This is a genomic window from Aeromonas sp. Y293-4 (assembly GCF_027705905.1).
Lineage (GTDB): Bacteria > Pseudomonadota > Gammaproteobacteria > Enterobacterales > Aeromonadaceae > Aeromonas > Aeromonas veronii.
The window spans coordinates 54092-77960 of record NZ_JAPDCI010000015.1 but is presented as its reverse complement, the minus strand read 5'-3'; the positions used below and the strand labels follow the sequence as shown (position 1 = coordinate 77960).

General features: G+C 57.5%; 16 protein-coding genes. 7 read left to right on the top strand and 9 right to left on the bottom strand.

Annotated features, from left to right (window positions below; all coding sequences use genetic code 11):
- Window positions 1-89: 89 nt before the first annotated feature.
- The gene (locus OKC31_RS16255) at window positions 90-737 is read right to left on the bottom strand and encodes a thiopurine S-methyltransferase (protein ID WP_005337003.1); all 648 of its coding nucleotides are present in this window, start codon (window positions 735-737) and stop codon (window positions 90-92) included.
- Window positions 738-1020: 283 nt separating this feature from the next.
- On the bottom strand, window positions 1021-2391 hold the full coding sequence (locus OKC31_RS16250; protein ID WP_236360989.1) for a leucine-rich repeat-containing protein kinase family protein: 1371 nt from the start codon (window positions 2389-2391) through the stop codon (window positions 1021-1023).
- A gap of 323 nt (window positions 2392-2714) precedes the next feature.
- On the opposite strand from OKC31_RS16250, the gene OKC31_RS16245 reads away from it, so the two are divergent.
- Window positions 2715-3479: an SDR family oxidoreductase gene (locus OKC31_RS16245; protein ID WP_115521930.1), complete on the top strand. Its 765-nt coding sequence runs from the start codon at window positions 2715-2717 to the stop codon at window positions 3477-3479.
- Between the two features lie 51 nt (window positions 3480-3530).
- Window positions 3531-4358, top strand: a complete 828-nt coding sequence (locus tag OKC31_RS16240) for a bifunctional transcriptional activator/DNA repair enzyme AdaA (RefSeq protein WP_160880445.1) — start codon at window positions 3531-3533, stop codon at window positions 4356-4358.
- Between the two features lie 312 nt (window positions 4359-4670).
- Here OKC31_RS16240 and OKC31_RS16235 read toward each other — a convergent pair whose 3' ends face one another.
- The 4 genes from OKC31_RS16235 to guaB all read right to left on the bottom strand — a co-directional run bounded on the left by OKC31_RS16235 (window position 4671) and on the right by guaB (window position 12602).
- The gene (locus OKC31_RS16235) at window positions 4671-8513 is read right to left on the bottom strand and encodes a hypothetical protein (RefSeq protein ID WP_139730994.1); all 3843 of its coding nucleotides are present in this window, start codon (window positions 8511-8513) and stop codon (window positions 4671-4673) included.
- Window positions 8514-8812: 299 nt separating this feature from the next.
- Window positions 8813-9085: a hypothetical protein gene (locus OKC31_RS16230; RefSeq protein ID WP_005337011.1), complete on the bottom strand. Its 273-nt coding sequence runs from the start codon at window positions 9083-9085 to the stop codon at window positions 8813-8815.
- 379 nt (window positions 9086-9464) lie between these two features.
- Window positions 9465-11054, bottom strand: coding sequence for a glutamine-hydrolyzing GMP synthase (guaA, locus tag OKC31_RS16225; protein ID WP_129504193.1), 1590 nt, complete (start codon window positions 11052-11054; stop codon window positions 9465-9467).
- A gap of 84 nt (window positions 11055-11138) precedes the next feature.
- The gene (gene guaB, locus OKC31_RS16220) at window positions 11139-12602 is read right to left on the bottom strand and encodes an IMP dehydrogenase (protein WP_005345006.1); all 1464 of its coding nucleotides are present in this window, start codon (window positions 12600-12602) and stop codon (window positions 11139-11141) included.
- Between the two features lie 575 nt (window positions 12603-13177).
- Here guaB and tolA point away from each other — a divergent pair.
- Window positions 13178-13687, top strand: coding sequence for a cell envelope integrity protein TolA (tolA, locus tag OKC31_RS16215; RefSeq protein ID WP_270657197.1), 510 nt, complete (start codon window positions 13178-13180; stop codon window positions 13685-13687).
- Between the two features lie 90 nt (window positions 13688-13777).
- On the top strand, window positions 13778-15157 hold the full coding sequence (gene xseA / locus OKC31_RS16210; RefSeq protein WP_270657196.1) for an exodeoxyribonuclease VII large subunit: 1380 nt from the start codon (window positions 13778-13780) through the stop codon (window positions 15155-15157).
- Between the two features lie 128 nt (window positions 15158-15285).
- On the opposite strand, the gene OKC31_RS16205 is transcribed toward xseA, so the two are convergent.
- The gene (locus tag OKC31_RS16205; protein ID WP_005337027.1) at window positions 15286-16005 is read right to left on the bottom strand and encodes a GntR family transcriptional regulator; all 720 of its coding nucleotides are present in this window, start codon (window positions 16003-16005) and stop codon (window positions 15286-15288) included.
- Window positions 16006-16252: 247 nt separating this feature from the next.
- On the opposite strand from OKC31_RS16205, the gene mngA reads away from it, so the two are divergent.
- Window positions 16253-18199, top strand: a complete 1947-nt coding sequence (mngA, locus tag OKC31_RS16200) for a PTS 2-O-a-mannosyl-D-glycerate transporter subunit IIABC (RefSeq protein WP_270657195.1) — start codon at window positions 16253-16255, stop codon at window positions 18197-18199.
- An 86-nt stretch (window positions 18200-18285) separates the two neighbouring features.
- Window positions 18286-20940 carry a mannosylglycerate hydrolase gene (gene mngB / locus OKC31_RS16195; RefSeq protein ID WP_270657194.1) on the top strand — a complete coding sequence of 885 codons (2655 nt, stop codon included), beginning with the start codon at window positions 18286-18288 and terminating at the stop codon, window positions 20938-20940.
- Between the two features lie 169 nt (window positions 20941-21109).
- Here mngB and OKC31_RS16190 read toward each other — a convergent pair whose 3' ends face one another.
- Together OKC31_RS16190 and OKC31_RS16185 are read right to left on the bottom strand one after the other, a co-directional pair.
- Window positions 21110-22099, bottom strand: a complete 990-nt coding sequence (locus tag OKC31_RS16190; RefSeq protein ID WP_270657193.1) for a D-alanine--D-alanine ligase — start codon at window positions 22097-22099, stop codon at window positions 21110-21112.
- Between the two features lie 203 nt (window positions 22100-22302).
- On the bottom strand, window positions 22303-22911 hold the full coding sequence (locus OKC31_RS16185) for a 2OG-Fe(II) oxygenase (protein ID WP_270657192.1): 609 nt from the start codon (window positions 22909-22911) through the stop codon (window positions 22303-22305).
- 350 nt (window positions 22912-23261) lie between these two features.
- Here OKC31_RS16185 and OKC31_RS16180 point away from each other — a divergent pair, with 350 nt between their 5' ends.
- Complete coding sequence (locus tag OKC31_RS16180) at window positions 23262-23738, top strand: glutathione peroxidase (protein WP_270657190.1); 477 nt, start codon at window positions 23262-23264, stop codon at window positions 23736-23738.
- Window positions 23739-23869: the final 131 nt, after the last annotated feature.

Here is a 23869-nt window from a genome sequence, read left to right as displayed (position 1 = left end):
GTTGATCTACGTCAAAGGAGGTAGCGAAGAGCGCGTAGCCCGATGATTTGTCGGCGCAGATCACCCTTTGCCCGCCCGTTAGCTGCCCGTTAACCCCGGCGAACCAGCCGGTAGGCTACCTCATCGAAGTAGGAGAGCTGACCCGACAGCACCCGCGGGTGATCCACTTCGGCGGCGCGCCCCAGCACCTCGATACGAAAGTCCCGTTCGAACAGGGCTCGCACCTCCATCTCACCCACCGAGAAGGGGGGCTGACTCTGCTGCTCAGGCTGATATTCGAGGGTCACCAGCAGGATCTGGCCACCGGTCTCGACCAGCGAACTGATCAGGGCTGCATACTGGCGGCGCATCGCGGTCGGCAGGGCGATCAGCGCCGCGCGGTCATAGACCAGCCGGTAACGGCGACCCAGACTGGGGGCGGCGAAAAAATCTCCCTGAAAAATGCGCAGGCTGTCCACTTGATGGCACTGATAAGGGCCCACCTCGCTCACGGTCGCGGCGAGCTGGTTTTCACTGAAGAACTGGCTGACAGCAAGGCTCGATAGCTCGAAACCGTCGACCGGATGACCCTGAGCGCTCAGCCAGAGCATGTCGCGGGACTTGCCGCACAGGGGAACCAGCACCGGCTCGTCCGCTTGCTGGGCCGACCACCAGGATTGCAGCCAATGGTTGAAGTCCGCCTGATGAAAGCCAATCCGGTTCTCTTCCCAACGCTGATGCCAAAACGCAGCTTCCATCGTTATTACCCTTCTGTACTAAAGATGCCTCAATATCACAACTTAACCCGCACCGCGCAACCCTCTGCCCTCCCCTTTTTGCCGCGCAGTCTCTGCGTGTTATCGGGCAAATGACGGGGCCTTCCCTTGCCGTGCGCCTCACTGTCGCAATGATCGCTATTGGGTGCGTTTATGACGGGCAGTGGCATACCAACCCATGCAAAAACGTCATGGGTGTATGGCGATGAATGAATAAAAGGAATGACGTTGGCAGGCCAACTCGTGCCTGCCAACGCCAGAAAGATCACGACAGCGTGGCGCGAGCGGCCGCCAGCTGACGCTCGATATAAGCAAAATCGGGACGATCGGCAGGGAGTTCCGAGAGGCAGGCCGCTTTGAGCTGATGCAACCCATCAAGCGGTGAGTCTTGCGTATCGCAATGGGCCAACAGCTCCTCCAGCAGGCAACCAAAGGCGCGCACTTCCAGTCGTTCAAGGCCCAGCGCCCGCTCGCGGTCGCTGCGGTCATATAAGGAAGCCGCGCCAAAATCCCCCAGCAGGGCGCGAGCCGGTGCGTCAGACCCGCGGGCAAACAGGATATTGTGACCGTAGAGATCCCCGTGCATGATGCCCGCGCGGTGCAGATGGCCTGCCACCGAGGCGATGCCGTGGGCCATCGCCAGCGCATCCGGCACACTCAGGCACAGCCCATCGGGATAGATATCCCGGGTGCAGGAGTCCAGGCTCGGCGGTCCGGCCAGATTGGCAAAGGCCGGGTCGATCAGCTCCATCACCAGCGCCGGAATGCCGGAGGGGTGATCCGCCACCTTGCCTATCACCTTGATAAGGTTTGGATGAGTGCCCGCCGCCAGCGACGCCGCCATCTCGCAGCGGGGCAGCCCGTCGCTGGTCACCGCCCCCTTGAACAGCTTGACCGCCACCAGACTGTCATCGCCTCTGTCGCTCGCCTGAATCACTGCATCAGCAGGATTAGCCACAAGGGTGGCGCGATGGATAACACCGGATGCTCCCTGCCCCAGCAGCTCGCCCAGCGCCAGCGTCTCCCAGGCAATCGGCGTGACATGGGCATAATCGATGGCCCGCGCCTCCTCCCCTTCGCTAAAGGGGTTGCCGGAGTAGGCAAGCCATGAAAGGCGAGGCAGCGACAGCAGCCACTCGGGGAAGCGTTCGATGCGGTTGGCGGCGATGCGAAGCAGTTCCAGATTGCGGCAGTTGGCAAGGCTCGTCGGCAGCTCGCGCAGGCGGTTGCCCGCCAGCATCAGCTTTTGCAGGGCGTCGCACTGGCCCAGCTCATCAGGCAACTGTTCCACCGCGTTGTCGGTCAGGATCAGCCAGCGCAAACCGGCGGGCAGCGCCTTGGCCGAGACGGTAGCAATCCGGTTGGCCTTAAAGCCCACCATGGTGAGCGCCGGACAACGCCCCAACACCTCGGGCAGCTCGGTAAAGCGGTTCTCGGAGCAGAAGATGATGCGCAGTTTGCCAAACCCGGCCAGCTCGTCAGGGAGCGTGCTTAGCTGGTTGCCGGTCAAATCCAGCACCTCCAGCGTCTCTTTCAGGCTCAAAATCTCGTGGGGGAAAACCGCGAGGTTTTCAGAGAGCTTCAGATGGCGGGCACCGCACAGTTCACCTGCGCGCAGCTGTTCCAGAGTATGCATAACCGTTTCTCAATCCTGATGATCTGCCTGATGACGTAGCCAGCCATCAGCGCGCGCCGAACTTGGGTCCGGCGATTTTAAAGGGGGGCATTATAAAGAATTCGGGGCTCAGTTCGCCCCTTTTGTTGCCGCAAAGGCCTGTATCGACATGCAGCAAAACGACTTGTGAACAAAGAGAGCAAGATTCGGGTCGTTCCGGCAAGGAGTGGTTGCCATAGTGGGGACCAAACCCAAGTCGGTTGGAACCTATTGGGGTTCCAATCCACTGCCAACTTTGTGCACCTCTTAATCTGGCGCACAACACACTCAGCGAGGGAACTGCCATGTCATTACTGTCCAACAAGGTCGCCATCATCACCGGCGCAAGCTCCGGCATCGGTCGCGCCAGCGCCATCCTGTTTGCCCGCGAAGGGGCCTGCGTCGTCGTCGGCGCACGCCGCCAGCCCGAGCTGGCTCTGCTGGTGGAGGAGATCCGCCATGAGGGGGGCAAGGCGGTGAGTCTGGCGGGAGATGTGAAAAGCGAGACTTACGCCCGCGATCTTGTTGATCTCGCGCTAACCCGTTTCGGCGGGCTCGATATCGCCTTCAACAACGCCGGTACCACAGGCACGCCGGGCAGCGTAGAGCAGCTTGAGCTGACGCAGTGGCAGGAAATTCTGGATACCAACCTCACCAGCGCCTTTGTGGGAGCCAAGTACCAGATCCCCGCCATGCTGGCGCGTGGCGGTGGCTCGCTTATTTTCACCTCTACTTTCGTCGGCCATACCCTGGGGCTGCCCGGCATGGCGGCCTATGCGGCGAGCAAAGCGGGCCTCATTGGTCTGACCCGGGTGCTGGCTGCCGAGTATGGGGCACAAGGGATTCGCGTCAACGCCCTGCTGCCGGGGGGCACCGATACCCCCATGGGGCGGGCTTTTGCCAATACGCCAGAGAGCCTCGCCTTTGTGCAGAATATGCATGCCCTCAAACGGCTGGCCCAACCGGAGGAGATCGCCCGTTCGGCCCTCTATCTCGCGTCCGATGCATCCAGCTTTACCACCGGTATTGCCCTGCTGGCCGATGGTGGGGTATCAATTTGTCGCACATGATGTTGCCGCCCCCAACACCCTGCGACCGCCACCTTATCGTGAGAGCGCCTTATGTCTGATTACGCCCGCATCGCCGATGCCATCCGTTTTATCGCAAGTCAGGTGGAGCGCCAGCCCACTCTGGACGAGATAGCGGCGCACGTGCACTTAAGTCCCTTTCACTTCCAGCGGCTGTTCAGCCGCTGGGCCGGAGTGACGCCCAAACGCTATCTGCAGGTGCTGACTCTGGAGCGGGCCAAGGCGCTGTTACAGGAGTCGCGCCCGCTGCTTGAGGTGGCCGATACCCTGGGCCTTAGCAGCGGCTCGCGGCTCTACGATCACTTCGTGCAGCTCGAAGCGGTGACGCCGGGCGAGTACAAGCAACGGGGGGCCGGGCTGGTTATCGATCACGGGGTGCACGACACCCCCTTTGGTCAGGCGTTCGTCGCCCTGACCCCGCGGGGGGTGTGCAACTTCTCGTTTCTCGATGACAAGGCCCCAGAGACGCCGCTGGCCGCCCTCGCCCACAGCTGGCCTGAGGCAACGCTGCAAGAAGCACCATCACGAACTCAAGGCGTTATCAACACCATGTTCGATGGCAGCAAGGCGCCTGATCGCCCCATCTCCTTGCATGTAAGCGGCACCAACTTTCAGATCAGCGTCTGGCGGGCGCTGCTGCAGATCCCGCCCGCCAAGGTGGTGAGCTACGCCCAGGTGGCGAGCGCCGTCGGCAACCCCAAAGCCGCCCGCGCCGTGGGTCTGGCGGTGGGGGCCAACCCCGTCGCCTTGATGATCCCCTGTCACCGGGTCATCCAGCAAAACGGCAAACTCGGCGGCTATCACTGGGGCGAAACCCGCAAACTGGCGATACACGCCTGGGAAGCGGCGAGGTATGAGTGAAAGTGGCTTTCTCCGCTCGGCCTGATGGGGAAAACAGACATCTTGGTAATGAGTCAGCAGATAATCAGGCAGCGCCAGACAGCGTGCGGCGATATAAAGCGGGGAGACCAGAAGAATTGGGGCGCAGATCGCCCCTTTTGTTGCTTTGGCGATGCATGACGCTCAGCGACACCCCTGCGGATTAACGAAACACGTAGGGTGCAATAAGTGCAGAGCATTGCACCATTTGCAGAGCGGCTATTGAGCAAGCTATAAGGAACAAGAGTAGTGGTGCAATTTCATTGCACCCTACGGGCTTGAAACAGACAATTCTTATTCAAACCGCTGCTCGTGTTCCATATCCTCCCGCTGCTCTCGTTCTTTCTGGCGCTCGATTAGCTGAATCAAGTTTGCAGAAACTCTTTGAGCCGCAGTCGAAATATCTGCTCTTTCATGTTCAACCAACTTACGAATAGCCTTCTCTCTGGACTGCATTACTTCGGCTCGACTGCCAGAATAAGATGAAGGAGTGACACGCTCGGCGAATATTTCCAGAACAATAGCAGGGGAAGGAGATGCCTCAAGCAGCCTGAGAGCTAACTCTGATATCTCAAGTTTTTCAATCTCTTCATCCTTGTCCCACAAGTTAATGCTTGCTGCAATAGCTCCCCATACGCGTGGCTCATTTCGGGCACAACACCATGCAATCAGAAAATCCATATTAATATGGGAGAGAGGTGAGAATCGTAAGTCGCTGTTACAAATAAAAAACCACCGTCGTTTTTGTTGCTCTTCAGTGCCTTCAAAAACTCGGTTTAAAAATGCTTCTGGCATCAGCGAGGCGGTTGTCTCAATGGCGCTTTCATATGAATGGACATCACCATAGTGCAAGTCAACAACAGCAAAGATCGCGTCCAACCACTCCTGTTTTTCTGGCTCATTGCCATCGAAACGTAATGCAGCATTGATGACGCATTCCATGTTGTAATCATCCATCCCAGAGGGATCACAGTGATCCTTTGGAAGACTTAAAATCGCCGCTTTAAGACCAATCTGACGAAAATCAAGGCCAAGCTGATCTCCTGATTCTTTACCATGTAACCGCATACTTAACGCACGCAGCACCACATCAAAACCTCTCGGCTTTCTCAGGAGTCGAATCGCAAGATCAATTACTCGATCTCTGGATAAATCCCCATACTCATCCCGCCATAGGATTGATTCATACATACTCGGGTGAATATCAGAGTCATCCATAATATTCATACAACGATCCAGATCGGCTTCAGTGAAATTCCTTCGAGGATGCAGCTCAACCAAACCGTGTCGAAGTTGAGGATGTTGTGCACACTGATCAAGTAATACCTTTGCAAGAGCTGGGTCGATACTGTCAACTTCTTCGATAAAGCCCTCAAACACTAACAAGTTTTTATATCCTGCAGGCTGAATCTCAAGATACTCAACAAGTTTCAGCCAAGCAGAATATAAATCATGCCCCCCCTTGGCCAAACCTCTCCCGAATGCTGTACGGTAAGGCATGTAGTCATTAGAAAATAGGTTAGGCCCCAGTTCATCGAAATTATGACTTGAGACTGCAAACTCCTCACCCAATTGGAATGCCTTGGTTGTAAGTCGCCTTTCGGCTGCCTGATACTTGTTATGATCGTTGTGATCAAAATCCGTATCCAGCGTCCAAGGGCCATGTGCTCTACTGAGCACAAACATCATGATTGTCGGAAGCAAATCATGTGGTTCCAGAGCTTTCTCCAGTGCAACAAGGCTGTCTGGTATGGGCTCTACATTATTTACATTCTTTTTCTTTGTATGATTGAAATAGATCGTAGAGCGGACAGCTTTCCAACCATCTCCCCAAGGGCTATGTGCATGTAGTTTACGGGCAGCGTCAACAAGCTTTTCCCTTATCGCTTGCTGGCCCCACATCCCTCGAAATGTATTAGCCATGATCTGTCGTGCAGGGACTTCAAGAGCAGGATCGCCTGAAGTGCCCAATTGTACAGCTTCATCGATAAAAGCGCGGCGCCACTGCACAAGCTCATCATGATTAGGGTGAAGTCCATAGTCTCTCGGTCGAGCACCAAACGCATTACTTCCAAAGCCAGTCCAGCGATCCTCTAGGGCTGTCGAAAGCATCTTGAAACCCAATGATTTACGTCTAGGAACATCAGATGAAAAACATTCATTCATAATGGCAATGCGTTGTTCTAAAGTAGCGTGTGTTCCGGATAGATATGCTTGGAAGAAATTCGTTATCTGCCTTGTCAGCGAGTTGTTACCATCGCTCTCCTTCTCATAATCGGCCAGATTAATAAGAAGTCTGATACACCGTCCGAAGGCGTTTGATTCATAAGCCAATAAACATAATATATTAATAATTGACGTTCGTCGTGAATTATAACCCGGCTTCATACCCATAAAATTAGAGGAAACAAGTACAGTCTCAATCCTATCGAGAAGAACTTCTGGAGAAACAGGTGCAATATAATCCAGCATTCGTGTCGATATATCATCTAACGTAGTTATCCGCCCTAATAACCCATCTGGTTCAAGCCAAATTTTAACAATTTCTTTCGCAACGGTGTGGTCGTGCAACAGCCCTAGCCTGTGCGCGAAAGACATGAGTAAACGTTGACGACCGGTGGCTTCAAAGGTCGCCCTGAGTTGCTCAACTGGAATGCTATCAAGTGCCAATGCAGCCAGCCTATTGGCAACGGCATGAGGCAAAATGGCCCGCCAATGGGCCCTCTTTTGTACGATATGGCGATCTGACAACTTGCTTGTTGCTCGGAACAACTGGCTTACGGAATACCCCGAGATAGAACCCAATACCTCCAGTTCATTTTGTCCTTCCTCAGCCGTTGAGACCGAAAATGAATAGACTAGAGACAATATTTCAGCCTGCTCCCGTAGACTCTGATCCGGATTGTTTCGCTGTTCGAACAAACGGTTAAATAACTGTGCATCTGAAAGCTGGGCCAGACTTTCACCTTCCTCAACTCTCTCAGCGATAGCCAGAGAAACCCGCGCATTACCATCAGCAAACTCTGCTATTCGGCGGGCGTTATTTCGACCGATATTGGGAAAACGACGTAGAACAAGCTGTTCGGCAACCTCAGGCCCCACCGCTTCAATCTGGATGACCTCTGTGATCTGAGGCTTGTCATCTCTAATGTCATACTCAACGGTAATAAGGCTGATCGTACCTTTGGCCGCTACTTTACTGGCTAGAAGAGTGTGCAATTCAGAAGGACAATTATCGAGGATCATAATGGCCCGTCGTCCCTCAGCGATCAGTCTATCCAACATTGCTGTGGCAGAGGGTTCCGGGTTTTCACCGGTATCAACATAAACTGCGATAGTCCGATCGAGCGCATCTTCTCCGACTGATTCATCGAAAAGAGCCTGTACAATTCGGGTCTTTCCAACACCGGATAATCCCGTAATCCGAACAGCTTTATTGGTTGAACGAATCAGCTCACGCATTGGCCCGATTGCGTCCTGAATGGCTAGTTTTTGCCCTTTTCCTGATGGCAGAGTAATTGTCACCCCGGGAGCTGAAATCAAGGTATCTTCTGACCCCTGAGGTGGATTGCTCCATGCCCCATATGGCTGCCAACCAGAATATCCCTGACCAAGTATTTTTTTGGCCCAGAGCATGACTGATGGGTGCTGTCGCAACCATTGCACCAGTTTCGAGCGGTCGTAAAAATCCAACTGAATATTGGAGCGATGAGGATCATCCTTCACTGCATCCTTCATGGCCTTGAGCCGATCCTGTTTCATAGGAGGAGAGCAATCATCGCTTAAGCTGATGATGATATAGCTACCACCCTTTGCTGCTAGCTCTGCGATAGCGCGTGATAATTTTCCTGCGGGGGCCATTTCCTTGCTGATTGCCGATTTCGGCATACCGTGTATCTTGGCCTGAAAGACCGTATCAGGTCTTTCAATAAAGCCCGTGATCATGTGCTCGACCGGTACTCGAACATGAACATCAATACCGCCATCGGGAGCATTTATCGAGCCAGACCAGTGTACATAGGCAGGGCTATGACCATGGGCTGCAATTTCCGCCTCGGCAAGGCGCGCTATTAACTCTTCAAGCTGGGTATCAGAGAGCCGGAGTAAGTCGTCTTTCTCAATATCAAAAATCGCCACGATGCCCTCTGATGCTTCCGAGTTAGAAGGCCACTATGTTATTCACATATAAATCAATTATCTACTTGTACAGGAAATGGTGTGACCTATATCGGGAGGTGATTGCATTTCGAACAAAAATATCTACCCACGTCAACAATCGTATGAGTTTCATTTCTCCACTGTTTCGTTGTCCGAACAAAATTTACGTGCAAACTCCAGAAACAAGAAAGACGCCCTAAGGCGTCTTTCTTGTTTCTGGAATCCGGAGCAAACAGGTTGGAGACTATTCCCCATTCCCGCCTTGCTCCACCACCCAATCAGATTGGGGTAATGGAGGTGATATGGGCATCCCCGTCCAGTGATTTGAAGATCTGTACCACGGCTTCGCCATGGATCGGTTTGGCAAGCGGCACAGTGCTCTTGCACTTGAAGCGGTAGTTGGTACCAGCCACCACTTGAGTGGAGACTTCAAAGGGTACGTACTGCACCCCGACAAATCCTTTCAGCGCCTGATCAAATACCGCCTGATCCTCGGCGGTCAGCTTGTGATATGCGGTCCATCCACCCACCAACACTGCTTGTTCTGACATATCAAACTCTCCGTGCTCTATGATCCCGACTCGTTTGGCCGTTCGGGCTGCGCCCCGTTGATTCAAGTGGTTTCCGGTCTCCACTGGGGTGTCATCACTGCCGGTTGACGCGATGACGATGGGCAAATTTACGCAGCTATCTGCAACTGGATCAGCCCTCCCCCTTGCCACAAGCCGCTGTTGACAGCGGGCTCAATTGGCATGAGAGAGCCTAGTGCGGGATGGCAAAAATGCCCCTGTCACATATGACAGGGGCAAGGTGGCGAAAAAGCTGCTCGCAAAAAGAAGATGTGTTGCGCAAACGATTGAGAAAAGAAAAGACGCCTCAAGGGCGTCTTTTTGCATTTTTATGCTCGAAGGGCAGAACGGCGCGAGCCGCTTATTCCCATTCGATGGTTGCGGGCGGCTTGCCGGATACGTCGTACACCACGCGGGAGATACCGTTGATCTCGTTGATGATGCGGTTCGATACGTGACCGAGGAAGTCGTACGGCAGATGTGCCCAGTGGGCGGTCATAAAGTCGATGGTCTCGACGGCGCGAAGCGCAATGACCCAGTCATATTTGCGACCATCGCCCATCACGCCAACGGAGCGCACCGGCAGGAAGACGGCGAACGCCTGGCTGACCTGGTTGTAGAGGTCGGCTTTGCGCAGCTCTTCGATAAAGACCGCATCGGCGCGGCGCAGAATATCGCAGTACTCTTTCTTCACTTCGCCAAGGACGCGCACGCCCAGACCCGGGCCCGGGAACGGGTGACGGTAGAGCATGTCGTAAGGCAGACCCAGCTCAAGACCAACGCGGCGCACTTCGTCTTTGAACAGCTCGCGCAGCGGCTCGACCAGACCCATCTTCATCTCTTCCGGCAGGCCGCCGACGTTGTGGTGAGACTTGATGACGTGGGCTTTGCCGGTCTTGCTGGCGGCGGATTCGATAACGTCCGGATAGATGGTGCCTTGTGCCAGCCACTTGGCGTTTTTCAGCTTTTTCGCTTCGTCGTCGAACACTTCAACGAAGACGCGGCCGATGATCTTGCGCTTGGCTTCCGGCTCGTCAACACCGGCCAGGGCAGAGAGGAAGCGATCTTCGGCTTCAACCTTGATGATGTTCAGACCAAAGTGGTCACCAAACATCTCCATCACCTGCTCGCCTTCGTTCAGACGCAGCAGGCCGTTGTCCACGAAGACGCAGGTCAGGCGATCGCCGATGGCGCGGTGCACCAGCATGGCGACCACGGAGGAGTCGACACCGCCCGAGAGGCCGAGGATCACTTCATCGTCACCCACCTGCTCGCGGATGCGGGCAACGGCGTCGTCGATGATGGTGGCCGGGGTCCAGAGGCATTCGCAGCCGCAGATGTCTTTGACGAAGTGCTCCAGCATGCGGGCACCCTGACGGGTGTGGGTCACTTCCGGGTGGAACTGCACGCCATAGAAGCGCTTGGCCTCACACGCCATGGCTGCGTGGGGGCAGGTCGGGGTCTGGGCGATGGTGGTGAAGTCGGCCGGAATGGTGGTGACCTTGTCACCGTGGCTCATCCAGACATCCAGCAGGGCATTGCCGTTGTCGGCGATGGCATCTTCGATGTTGCGCAAGAGGGCGCTGCTCTTGCCAGCCTCGCCCAGCACTTCCACCTTGGCGTAACCGAATTCACGCTCGGTGGAGGATTGCACCTTGCCACCCAGCTGCTCGGCCATGGTCTGCATGCCGTAGCAGATGCCGAACACAGGGACACCGGCGTTGAACACATACTCGGGGGCGCGCGGGCTGCCCGCTTCGGTGACGGACTCGGGGCCGCCGGAGAGGATGATGCCGCTCGGATTGAATTCGCGGATCTGCTCTTCGGTTACGTCCCAGGCCCACAGTTCGCAGTAAACGCCGATTTCGCGCACACGGCGGGCGATCAGCTGGGTGTACTGGGAACCGAAGTCGAGGATAAGGATACGGTGCTGGTGAATGTCTTTAGTCATTTTATTCCTGCATCAGGCTGATGTTGTCACAAAGGGCACGGGATAAAAAAAGGGTGGAAAAACGGGGCGCAGGGCCCCGTTTTATCAGCCCATCCGATAGTTGGGGGCTTCTTTGGTAATGGTCACATCGTGGACGTGGGACTCTTTCATCCCGGCGCCGGAGATGCGCACAAATTCAGCTTTGGTGCGCATGTCGTCGATGGTGGCGCTGCCGGTCAGGCCCATGGAGGAGCGCAGGCCGCCCATCTGCTGGTGGATGATCTCTTTGAGGCGGCCCTTGTACGGCACGCGACCTTCGATGCCTTCCGGCACCAGCTTGTCGGCGGCGTTGTCGGTCTGGAAGTAGCGGTCGCTGGAGCCTTTGGACATGGCGCCCAGAGAACCCATTCCACGGTAGGATTTGAAAGAGCGGCCCTGATAGAGCTCGATCTCGCCCGGCGCTTCTTCAGTACCGGCGAACATGGAACCTACCATGACGCAGCTGGCGCCCGCGGCGATGGCCTTGGCGATGTCGCCGGAGAAGCGGATACCGCCATCGGCAATCACCGGAATACCGGTGCCTTCCAGCGCGTCAACGGCGTCGGAGATGGCAGTGATCTGGGGCACACCGACACCGGTCACGATACGGGTAGTACAGATGGAGCCCGGGCCGATACCGACCTTGACGGCGTTGACACCGGCAGCAGCCAGCGCCTTGGCGCCCGCGGCGGTCGCCACGTTGCCACCGATGATCTGCAGATCCGGATAGGCGTCGCGAGTGGCCTTGATGCGATCCAGCACGCCCTGGGAGTGGCCGTGGGAGGAGTCGATCAGCAGCACGTCAACACCGGCTTCCACCAGCGCGGCGACGCGCTCTTCGTTACCGGCACCGGCACCGACCGCAGCGCCGACCCGCAGACGACCCTTGTCATCTTTACAGGCGTGGGGCTTGCGCTCGGCTTTCTGGAAATCTTTAACGGTGATCATGCCCTTGAGTTTGAAATCGCCGTTCACCACCAGCACTTTTTCAATACGGTGCTTTTGCATCAGGGCAACCACCTCTTCACGAGGGGCCCCTTCACGCACTGTGACCAGACGATCTTTCTGGGTCATGATCTGTTCAACGGTCTGGGAGAGGTCAATCACGAAGCGCACGTCACGGCCGGTGATGATACCGACCAGCTGATTGCCGTCAGTCACCACGGGGTAACCGGCGAAGCCATTCTTGTGGCTCAGCTCCTTGATTTGGGCGATGGTCATGTCAGGGCGCACGGTGACGGGGTCAGTGACCACGCCGCTCTCGTACTTCTTGACCTTGCGCACTTCGGCAGCCTGCTGCTCGATGGACATGTTCTTGTGGATAAAGCCGATACCGCCTTCCTGGGCCAGTGCGATAGCCAGACGGGCTTCGGTCACTGTGTCCATGGCAGCGGAGATCATCGGGATGTTCAAGCTGATGGCGGAGGTCAGCTTGGTACGCAGATCGGCAGTATTGGGAAGAACTTCGGAGTGGGCGGGAACCAACAGTACATCGTCGAAGGTTAACGCTTCTTTGGCAATCCTGAGCATGGCAATATCTCACCGTTGAGGAAGTGGGGGTGTAAAATATTGCCGACGAAGTTTACTCACGCATTGGTCACTGGTAAAGAAGTTTTTTGAATTTTTTATGGCATAGCCCTCTTTTAGGCGGCCAAAACGCCAAAAAACCAAGATTATCAGTACGAAAAGCGCCATTTCGGGGCAAAAGAGTTGGCTAACCGGTGATTTATGCAAAAAGCATGCTTGTGGCTCTCTCACTCCTGACAACCATGACGACGCCTCCCACCAATGTGGCTTCACGCCCAAGTTCCCATTCCAGGGTCTGGCAATCTATTGCAACAGAGCCACCCCCGAAGAACCAGAGTTCATCCCGGTATTGTGACATCAATGGAACACCGGATGAGGGGTCTGTTTCACAGTCGAAAATATCTGTAGCACAGATCAAATAAAGTCTCGTATGATTCCCGTTCATGCGCTATGAGCTGGCCGAACATTTTGCAAACAACCGGATACAGGTTTTTCCTGATTCCAGAATTAAGTAGCAGTGTCGGCATTAAAACAAGGCTATTTTTAATACTCAAAATAATAAAGGAATAACTTTAACAATGGCGTTTACTGTAAGATTAAGCACTCTGCTTGCCCTGTTATTCGGCTTGGTTGGTGGAAGTATTGGTGGCTATCAATTTTCAAAATGGGAGCCCTTTATTAAAGAATATATTGACACTGTCAACCACAGGAATAGTTTTGAACCAAACACTGCACCCTCTGCAACTATGTCCGAGCAGGAAATAATGCAGAGGCTGCTCACAAAACAACTTCAGCAATATGCAGGCAGGCCTCTAAGCGAAATAGATAAATATGCAGCAATGATCAAGAACGAACTTGAAAGTAAACTAAAACTCACCGAACAGATGAAGGGGCAAGAATGCAAATTAAATATTCACATGGCCCCAGATGGCAAGATCACTCAAGTAAAAATAATCTCTGGTAACACCGAACTATGTAATGCGGGTATTTATGCTGCCAAAAAAGTCTACAAATTTCCAACCCCTAAAACAAAAGACACATATGAGATGATCAAAGAATTCAACATCCAGCTAAACCCAGATCTATGACATCCACATCTCGGTTATTGAGAATCTCTGAGTTAAGATAGCGGCCATCGTTTTATCCCGGCCCCGCCGGGGCAGACCACAGGTACGCCATTGAACCGATTTACCCCATCCAGTGCGGCGAACGGCCGCGAGCAGCAGGTCTTTACCGTCACCCGCCTCAACAGCGCCGTGCGCATGATCCTGGAGCAAGATCTGGGGCTGGTGTGGCTGACCGGCGAGCTCTCCAATCTGGCGATGCCAAGCTCCGGCCACTGGTATTTCTCGCTTAAGGACATATCGGCGCAGGTACGCTGCGCCATGTTCAAGGGCAACAACCGGCGTGTGGCGTTTCGCCCGCAGGATGGCATGCAGGTGCTGGTGCAGGCGCGGGTCTCCCTCTATGAGCCGCGCGGCGACTACCAGCTGATCATCGAGTCGATGCAGCCCGCAGGCGATGGCGTGTTGGCGCTGCGCTTTGAAGAGCTCAAGCGCCGTCTCGGCGCCGAGGGGCTGTTTGACGAAAGTAGCAAGCGGCCGCTGCCCCGTGAACCGCGGGCGGTGGGCCTTATCACCTCCGCCACCGGCGCCGCCCTGCACGATATGCTGACGGTGCTTAAACGGCGCGCGCCAGATCTGCCGGTCTTTATCTACCCGACTCAGGTACAGGGGAGCGCCGCCATCAGCCAGATCGTCGTAGCGATCGCCAAAGCGAACCAGCGCGCCGAGGTGGATGTGCTGATCGTCGGGCGTGGCGGCGGGTCGCTTGAAGATCTCTGGTGCTTTAACGAAGAGGCGGTGGCGCGTGCCATTGCCCACTCCGCCATCCCGGTGGTGAGCGCGGTGGGCCACGAGGTGGATGTCACCATCAGCGACTTTGCCGCCGACTTGCGCGCCCCTACCCCGTCGGCTGCCGCCGAGCTGGTGGCGCCGGACAATCAGGCCCGCATCCAGCGCCTCGCCCACCTCAAACAGCGGCTGCTGCAGGCGATGAGCCGCCAGCAGACCGCCGCCCGCCACGATTTCATCCTGCTGCAAAAACGGCTCGACCATCAGGATCCGAAGCGGCGGCTGGAGCAACAGTCCCAGCGCCTCGACGAGCTCTCCACCCGTTTGCAGCAGCTATTGTGCCAGCGGCTACATCAGGGTGAGCGGCGCCTCGCCAACCTTGAGCTGCGTCTGCAGGGCAAAAGTCCGGAGCGCCTCTTGGCAGCTGGCAAGCGCCGCCACCAGCTGGCCGAGGAGCGGCTTCATGCCCTGATTGTCAAGCGCCAGGATCTGGCGAGCCACCGCCTCGCCATGCTAACTGCCCGCCTCGACGGGGTGAGCCCGCTTGCTACTCTGGGTCGCGGCTACTCCATCACCCGCACTGCGCGTGGCGAAGTCATTAGCCGCGCCGATCAGGTCAACAGTGGCGACCAGCTCATCACCACCCTGGCGCAAGGGAGCCTGCAGGTGCGGGTCGAGGGGATCGTCAAGGACTCTGCGCAGTAGGTCGGCTGAGTCAAACGACCAGCCAACGAACTATCCAGCCCAGCTGCTGGCCCGTTAATCGGCCAAACAAAAAGGCCACCACCGCAAACACGGTGGTGGCCTTTTTTATCTAAGATGCTGCCGCCCGCTCACCCCTTGGCGCGGCGGGCGACCAGGGTGAACTTGTAATCATCGCTCTTGAAGAAGTTGCGACTGAACTCGAACACGGTGCCATCTTGCAAGAAGCCACGGGAGACCTTCTCGATAATGGGCTTGGCCGGGTCGATACCGAGCGCCTCCACCACCTGCGCCGAGGGGAGCACCGGAATGATCTCCTGCTCGCTGCGGTCGATCACCAGCTGCTTCACCTCTTCGATGTAGTGGTACTTGGAGCCCTGCATCACCGCATAGCTGAGATCGGGGAAGAGAGCGAGCGGCATCCAGGTCTCCTCCAGCGTTACCGCGATCTGGCGAATAAAGCGCACCCGCTTGACGTAATAGACCAGCGCCCCCTCCAGCAGATTGAGCCGCTCGGCCAACTCACTGCTCGCCTTGATCACCTCGAAAGCGAGAATGTCGCTGTGGGTCTCGGCCGCCGGATCGGTCACCTTCTCATAGAGACTGGTGAGCTGATAGATGTCGTAGTTCACCTTCTCCTGCCGCACGTAGCTGCCGCTGCCCTGAATGCTCTCGATGACGTTGAGTTCGGTCAGCTGCTTGAGGGCCTGACGCACCGTCACCCGGCTCACCCCGAACTGCTCGCGCAGCTCGGCTTCGGTGGGCAGGGCATCGCCGGGGGCCAGTTCCCCTTGCGCAATCCACTGCTGGATGGTGTCGGCTATCTGGCGATACATGGGTTTTTTCGACACGAAAGGCCACCTCGTCGGCTCTGCGCCATGATAAATGGAAGAGGCGCCATTCTACCCCAGTTGCATGGCAGACAAAACGGCTCGGCCCCATTTGACCTAACAAATCACCTTGACCGAACAATACAAAAACAATACAAATAATGAATTGTATGATACCACTCACAAAAATCAGTCGGCCGGTTTGTTAGCATCGCTGTCACTTTCACCATGACGGCTTGCTGGCAAGCCAACCTGACAGAGGATCATCATGAATCTGACCAGTCTTACCGGCCCCCATCTCATCACGTTGCAAACCCGCTTTGCCGATCGGGATGCGGCCATTCATGCCCTGGCTGATCGGCTCGATCAGGCCGGCAAGCTGCACGACAAGGCCGCCTTTCTGGCTGCGGTCATGGCCCGCGAGGCGCAGGGCCCTACCGCCCTTGGCGAAGGGCTGGCAGTGCCCCACGGCAAGTGCGATGCGGTGCGTGAAGCAGCCTTTGCCGTCGCCACCCTGAGCGAAGAGCTGGGTTGGGAGGGGATCGACGGCCCCGAGCCGGTCAACCTGATCTTCATGCTGGCGATCCCGACCGATCAGGCGGGCTCCACCCATATGCAGCTGCTCACCACCCTCACCACTGCCCTGGTGGATGACGATACCCGCGAGGCGGTGCTGGCGGCCCAGAGTGCCGAGCAGCTGATGGCGCTGCTTGATGGTGAAGGGGATGGCGACAAGCAACCAGCAAAAGAAGACAACTTAAATACAAATAAACCCACTGTGGTCTGTGTCACTGCCTGCCCGGCGGGGATCGCCCACACCTATATGGCTGCCGAGTATCTGGAAAAGGCGGGGCGCAAGCTGGGTATTCGGGTACTGGTCGAGAAGCAGGGTGCCAACGGCATCGAGGATCGCTTGCCGCAAGAGGCGCTCGATGCTGCGGTGGCCTGCATCTTCGCCGCCGAGGTGGCCATCAAGGAGCAGGAGCGTTTTGCTGGCATCCCCCGTATCGAGACGCCGGTGGCCGAGCCCATCCGCCATGCCGAGCGGATCCTCAATGAGGCGCTGGAAGCGGCCAAGAGTGGTCGCACAGCCCCGAAACCAAACCTCAGCCAGAGCGACGCGCCAACCGGCAAGAAGGTGAGCCTCAAGACCGAGCTCAAGCAGGCGCTGCTGAGCGGTATCTCCTTTGCCGTGCCGCTGATCGTGGCGGGCGGTACCGTGCTCGCCGTCTCTGTGCTGCTGGCCCAGATCTTCGGCCTGCAGCATCTGTTTGATACCGAGAACTCCTGGCTCTGGATGTACCGCAAGCTGGGCGGCGGCATGCTGGGCACCCTGATGGTGCCGGTGCTGGCGGCCTATACCGCCTATTCGCTGGCAGACAAACCGGCGCTGGGCCCGGGCTTTGCGGCGGGACTGGCCGCCAACATGATTGGCTCCGGTTTTCTCGGCGGGGTGGTAGGCGGTCTTATCGCCGGTTACCTGATGCGCTGGGTCAAGCAGCATGTACGCCTTAGCCCCAACTTCAACGGCTTTCTTACCTTTTACCTCTATCCGGTGATCGGCACTCTGGTGGCGGGCAGCCTGATGCTGTTTGTCATCGGCCAGCCGGTAGCTTGGCTCAACAACAGCCTCACCGAGTGGCTCAATGGCCTCTCCGGCACCAATGCGCTGGTACTGGGCGCCCTGCTCGGCTTTATGTGCTCGTTTGACTTGGGTGGCCCGGTCAACAAGGCGGCCTACGCCTTCTGCCTCGGCGCCATGGCCAACGGGGTCTACGGCCCCTACGCCATCTTCGGCGCGGTCAAGATGGTCTCGGCCTTTACCGTCACCTTCTCCACCATGCTGGCGCCGCGCCTGTTCCAGACCTTCGAGATCGAGACCGGCAAATCAACCTGGCTATTGGGGCTGGCGGGGATCACCGAGGGCGCCATTCCGATGGCCATCGAAGATCCGATCCGGGTGATCGGCTCCTTCCTCGCAGGCTCGGTGGTCACCGGAGCCATGGTGGGTGCCATGGGGATTGGTCTCTCCACCCCGGGGGCTGGCATCTTCTCCCTGTTCCTGCTCCACGATGGTGGCCATGGCGCCCTGACGGCTGCCGCCGTCTGGCTCGGTGCGGCGCTGGTGGGCACCCTTATCTCCACTGTGGTGCTGATCGGCTGGCGCCGTCACGCCATGCAGCGCGGCACCTATCAGGTGGTCGCCACAGAGTAAGGCTCATCTTCACAACCGCTTTTTCAACAGACTATTTTTCCGCACGGCAGGCAAGGGCCGCCGTGCGTCAGCAAAGGATCATTGTCATGACAGTTTCACGAGTTCACATCACGCCGCACATGCACTGGGATCGGGAGTGGTACTTCACCACCGAGGAGTCCCGCATCCTGCTGGTCAACAACATGGCTGAGATCCTGGCGCGTCTTGAATCCGACCCCGACTACAAGTTCTATGTACTGGACGGCCAGACTGCGGTGCTGGAGGATTATTTCGCCATCCAGCCCGAGAACAAGGCCCGGGTGAAGGCGCTGGTGGAAGCAGGCAAGCTCATCATCGGCCCCTGGTACACCCAGACCGACACCATGCAGGTGAGCGGCGAGTCCATCCTGCGCAACCTGCTCTACGGGATGCGCGACTGCCTTAGCCTTGGCGAGCCGATGAAGATCGGTTACCTGCCCGATTCGTTCGGCATGTCCTCCCAGCTGCCCCACATCTTCAATGGCTTCGGGATCGATCGGGCCATGTTCTGGCGCGGCTGCTCCGAGCGTCACGGCACCGACAAGACCGAATTCCTCTGGCAGAGCAACGACGGCAGCGAGGTGACCGCCCAGGTGCTGCCGCTCGGCTACGCCATCGGCAAGTACCTGCCAGAAGATGAGGCAGGTCTGCGCAAGCGGCTCGAATCCTACTTCGAGGTGCTGGAGAAGGCCTCGGTGACCAAGGATATCCTGCTGCCCAACGGCCACGACCAGATGCCGCTGCAACAGAACATCTTCGCCATCATCGACAAGCTGCGGGAGATCTACCCCCAGCGTGAATTCCACATGAGCCGCTTCGAGCAGGTCTTCGAGCGCATCGAGGCGTGCCGCGACCAACTGGCCACCCTCAAGGGGGAGTTCAACGACGGCAAATACATGCGGGTACACCGCACCATCTCCTCCACCCGGATGGACATCAAGCTGGCCCACGCCGCCATCGAGAACAAGATCGTCAACATCCTCGAGCCGCTGGCGAGCATCGCCTGGGCACTCGGCTTCGAGTACCACCACGGGCTGCTGGAGAAGATGTGGAAAGAGATCATGAAGAACCACGCCCACGACAGCATCGGCTGCTGCTGCAGCGACAAGGTGCATCAGGAGGTGATGACCCGCTTCATTCTGGCCGACGACATGGCCGAGAACCTGATCCGCTTCTACATGCGCAAGATTGTCGACAACATGCCGGTGGCGCTCTGTGAAGACGGGGTACAGGTGGCCGACAAGCTCTGCCTGTTCAACCTGATGCCCCTCCCCCGTCAGGAGGTGATCAATACCAGCATCCGCATTCGCGCCCAATCCTTTGCCCTGCGCGATGAGGCAGGCCAGCCGGTTCCCTACTTCATCCGCGCCAAGCGCGAGATTGACCCGGGTCTGGTAGACAGACAGATCGTGCACTACGGCAACTACGACCCCTTTATGGAGTACGACATCCAGCTCTGCCATCCGCTGCCCGCCATGGGCTATTGCACTCTCCATATCGAGGGCAACCAGCCGGGACTGGAGCAACCGGTGACGGCCAGCGGCGAGCTGCTGGAGAACGATTTTTACCGCATCGCCCTCAATGACAACGGCACCCTGCAGATCCTGGACAAGCTGCGCGGCACCACCTTTGATCAGGTGCTCACCCTGGAAGAGGGCTCCGATGATGGCGACGAGTATGACTACTCGCCGTCGCGGGACGAGTGGCTGCGCTACTCCACCGAGTTTGCGGTGACCCGTGAGGTCACCCATGAAGCGTGGCAGAGCATCGCTACGCTCAAGCTCCGCATGGCCGTGCCAGCCAACCTCGCCGAGCGGGCCAGCCGCCAGTGCAGCGGCCACCTCGATGTCACCTGCCGCATCACGCTGGCGCATCAGAGCCCACGCATCGACATCGAGCTGGAACTCGACAATCAGGCAGATGATCACAGAGTGCGGGTGCTGATCCCCACCCCCTTCCCGAGCGACACCGTAGTCTCCGACAACCAGTTTGGCTGCATCACCCGCCCCTCCCGCGACAGCGCCATGGCGAACTGGGAGGCAGAAGGGTGGAAAGAGGCCCCCATTCCGGTCTGGCAGTTGATGAACTTCGTCGCCCTGCAAGATGGCAAGCAGGGACTGACGGTACTGAGCGACGGTCTGCGCGAGTTTGAAGTGATCGGTCAGCAGTGCGACACCCTGGCACTCACCCTGCTGCGCGGGGTCGGCGTACTCGGTAAAGAGGAGCTGCTGCTGCGCCCGGGTCGCCCCTCCGGCATCAAGCTGCCCACCCCGGACTCCCAGGTGCGTGGCAAACTCAGCTGCCGTTTCAGCCTGCTGGCGTTTGCCGGTGATCACATCAGCGCCAACGTGATGCAGGCGGCGCGCAGCTACCTCACCCCGGTGCGCTGCTACAACAAGATCCCGTACGATGCCATGAAGCTCAACAAGGCGAGCTTCACCACCCCGCTCCACTTCAGTCTGCTCACCATGGCTCCCTCCGGTCCGGTGCTGAGCGCTCTGAAGAAAGCCGAAGATGAAGAGGCGCTGGTGATCCGGGTCTACAACCCGAGCGAACAGGCGGTACTGGAGGGGGGCCAAGTGAGCAGCGAATACATCCTGAGCGACTGGCAAGCGGTGCGGATGGACGAACAGCCCCTGCCCCTTGAACTGGCCGCTGGCGAGTTTGGTGAGCTGGCGCCGTGCCACTCCCGCAGCGTACGCTTTCGGGTGGCTCGCGGTTAACCGCCGGTAACACCCACAGGTAGCAACAGGCGGGGAAGAATCATCCCCTCCCCGCCTTTTTATCCCTTCAAGCTGGCCTGCCTCGCTTGATAAAGACATAAAAAAATCCCTGCCAGTTGGCGGGGATTTTTATTGGGTCCTGCTTCATCCCGCGAGCGGGGGAGCGCGCTTAGCTGGCCTTGCGCAGGATCTGCTCAAGGTAGTCGGCGAAGCGGTGACCGTGATGCTCCAGCAGTTTCGGGAACATTGAGATGGAGGTCATGCCCGGGAAGGTGTTGATTTCATTCAGCAGGATCTCCCCCTCGTCGGTCAGGAAGAAGTCGATGCGCGAGAGATGGGTCAGTTTCAGCTGACGGAACGCCTTGAGGGCATACTCGTGAATAGCGTCAGCCTGCGCCTCGGTCAGCCCCTCGGCACGCAGTGCGGTCTCGGTATGGCTGGCGCTGCTGTACTTCTCTTCATAGGTGTAGAACTTGTCCTGCGGCACGCAGATCTCGCCCGGATACGTCGCCACCAGCTCGTCACCATACTGGTAAACTGCCACTTCCAGCTCGCGCGGCTTGACCGCTTTCTCGATCAGAACCTGTTCGGAGTAACCGAAGGCATCGGCAATACCTTTTACCAGATCCGCTTCGTTGCTGGCGGAGTAGCAGCCAACGGAAGAGCCCTGGGAGGCAGCCTTGATAAAGACCTTGCCCCACTTGGCCAGGGCCGCTTTCGCCTCAGCCAGAGCCGCATCGCCCTGTTCGGTCAGGAACAGATAAGGGGTGTTGGGGATACCGATGGCGGAGAGCCACAGCTTGGTGGTGATCTTGTTAAAGCAGATCTTGCTCGCTTCGGCGTCACAGCCCAGATAAGGCAGGCCAGCCAGCTCGAGGAAGGATTGCAGATCGCCGGTCTCGCCCGGGTAACCGTGGATGCAGGGCACCACGTAGTCTACCGGACGGGCCACGCTGTCAAACGAGAGCAGCTTGTCCAGCCCCAGTTTGCACTCGCGACCATCGGCGCTGAGCCAGCGGTCGGCAAACATCTCGACGCGGGTCACTTCGACGCCGGGCAGGAGAGCGAGTTGTTTTTCGAGGAAATTGGCGCTGCGCAGAGAGACTTCGTGCTCGGAGCCACCGCCGCCGCACAGCAGCAAGACATGCATGTTCTTCATTAGATGTGATCCCTTGGGAGAAGCGGCTTCGTCATGACCATTCAAAAACCACCGCATTCAAAACCGGACGAAGCCAGATACGAACATAAGTGCGCGCCAGTGTAGCAAGGGAGACAAACCCTTGTCAGCTGATGGCTGCCCTGCCAGCCACATCTTGCGGTGAAAAAGGGCACCCTGTGTCAAAAACCGCGCAGCCCCATGGGTCAGCGAGGGGGATCGACCCGTCCCATGCCGCTGCCATTGACGCGAAACCAGCCGGCAATGCTGTAACGCTCCTGATTGGCGGGCAGCACTTCGTGGGGAAACTCCTCGGAGAGGAAGATCACCAGCCGCCCCCCTCTGGGGCTCACATCCATCAAGAACTGCTCGTCGTTGTCATAAAAGCGCAGGACGCCGCCCGCTTCGGGTTGCCAGTCGTTATTGAGGTAGAACACCGTCGTCAGGCGCCGGTTGGAGCGACCGGCAAAGGCATCGCGATGGGTCGCGTAGAAGTCGCCGCTACGATAACGGGCAAAATGTGCTTCATAGTCGAACAATCCCAGCATCAACATCCGGTTGGCAGCCAGACGCAGCGCCTCCATGCGGGCGAGATAATCGGCGACCGGCGCCCCGAGCGACGGCTCCAGCCAGTGGATCTGGTCGCGGCGGATCTCGCTGTTGCCTTGATGGAGCCCTTCACGACCGATCCCGGCCGGTTGCCACTCCTCTGGCAGACACCCTTTGAGGGCATCCACCTCGGCGGCAGTTAAAAAATCGTCCACTATCACCCAACCTCGGGTATAGATGGCATCCATGGCAGCTTGATAGTCCAAGATTGGCTCACAATGAGTGGAGAGAGGACGCTTTGTAGCGACTTACCGGCAAAGTCACAAACCGGTTTGCTTATCTTGAGAAGTCCCAACATCAATACGCGAGTTGCTGCCCGCCTCCCCGCATTTTTGTCGCCAGTTGTGATCCCGCGCTACCAAGGAGCGTATTGGCTGTCGAAACTGTGATGGCCCTTGCAATCGGGACGAGGATGCGCCGCGGCCTCCTTGCGGTGCCAAGAGCCAGCCGGTACCGTATCCGCATCGCCATGTTGCTGTTCATCCGGCGCTTGTCTCCGTCACCGACCGAACCACTCACGGCACAACCCGCGCATCACCCACGAAAGGATCTTCATATGCCTCTGCCCGATCTCACTTTGCAACGACTGGATGGTACCCCCTATCCGCTGACTCAACTGGCGGGCAAGGTGGTGCTGGTGGTCAATGTGGCCAGTCGCTGCGGCTTTACTCCCCAATATGAAGGGCTGGAAACGCTCTATCGGGAGCTCGGTCCCAAGGGTCTGGTGATTTTGGGCTTCCCCTGCAACCAGTTTGGCAATCAGGAACCGGGGGATGCGGACGAGATCGCCCGCTTCTGCTCCCTCGACTATCCGGTCACCTTCCCCATCATGGCCAAGTGCGATGTCAACGGTGAGCATGCCCACCCCTTCTACCAGTGGCTCAAGCAACAGAAACGGGGATTTCTTGGGCTGGAAAACGTCAAATGGAACTTCACCAAGTTCCTGATCGACCGCGATGGCAACGTGGTGGAGCGTTTCGCCCCCCAGGCCAAACCGGAGAGTCTGGCCGAGCAGATCCGGGAGATGCTCTGATGCTCCCGCACCGTTTTACGCCACTGCGTTGAACGATTGTATGGCGGCCGGTGCGACAGCTACTGCGCAGCGGCCGCTCTTTTGCTATATTACGGCCCCACTATCTTTTCCATATCGTGGCTGGCCCCAAC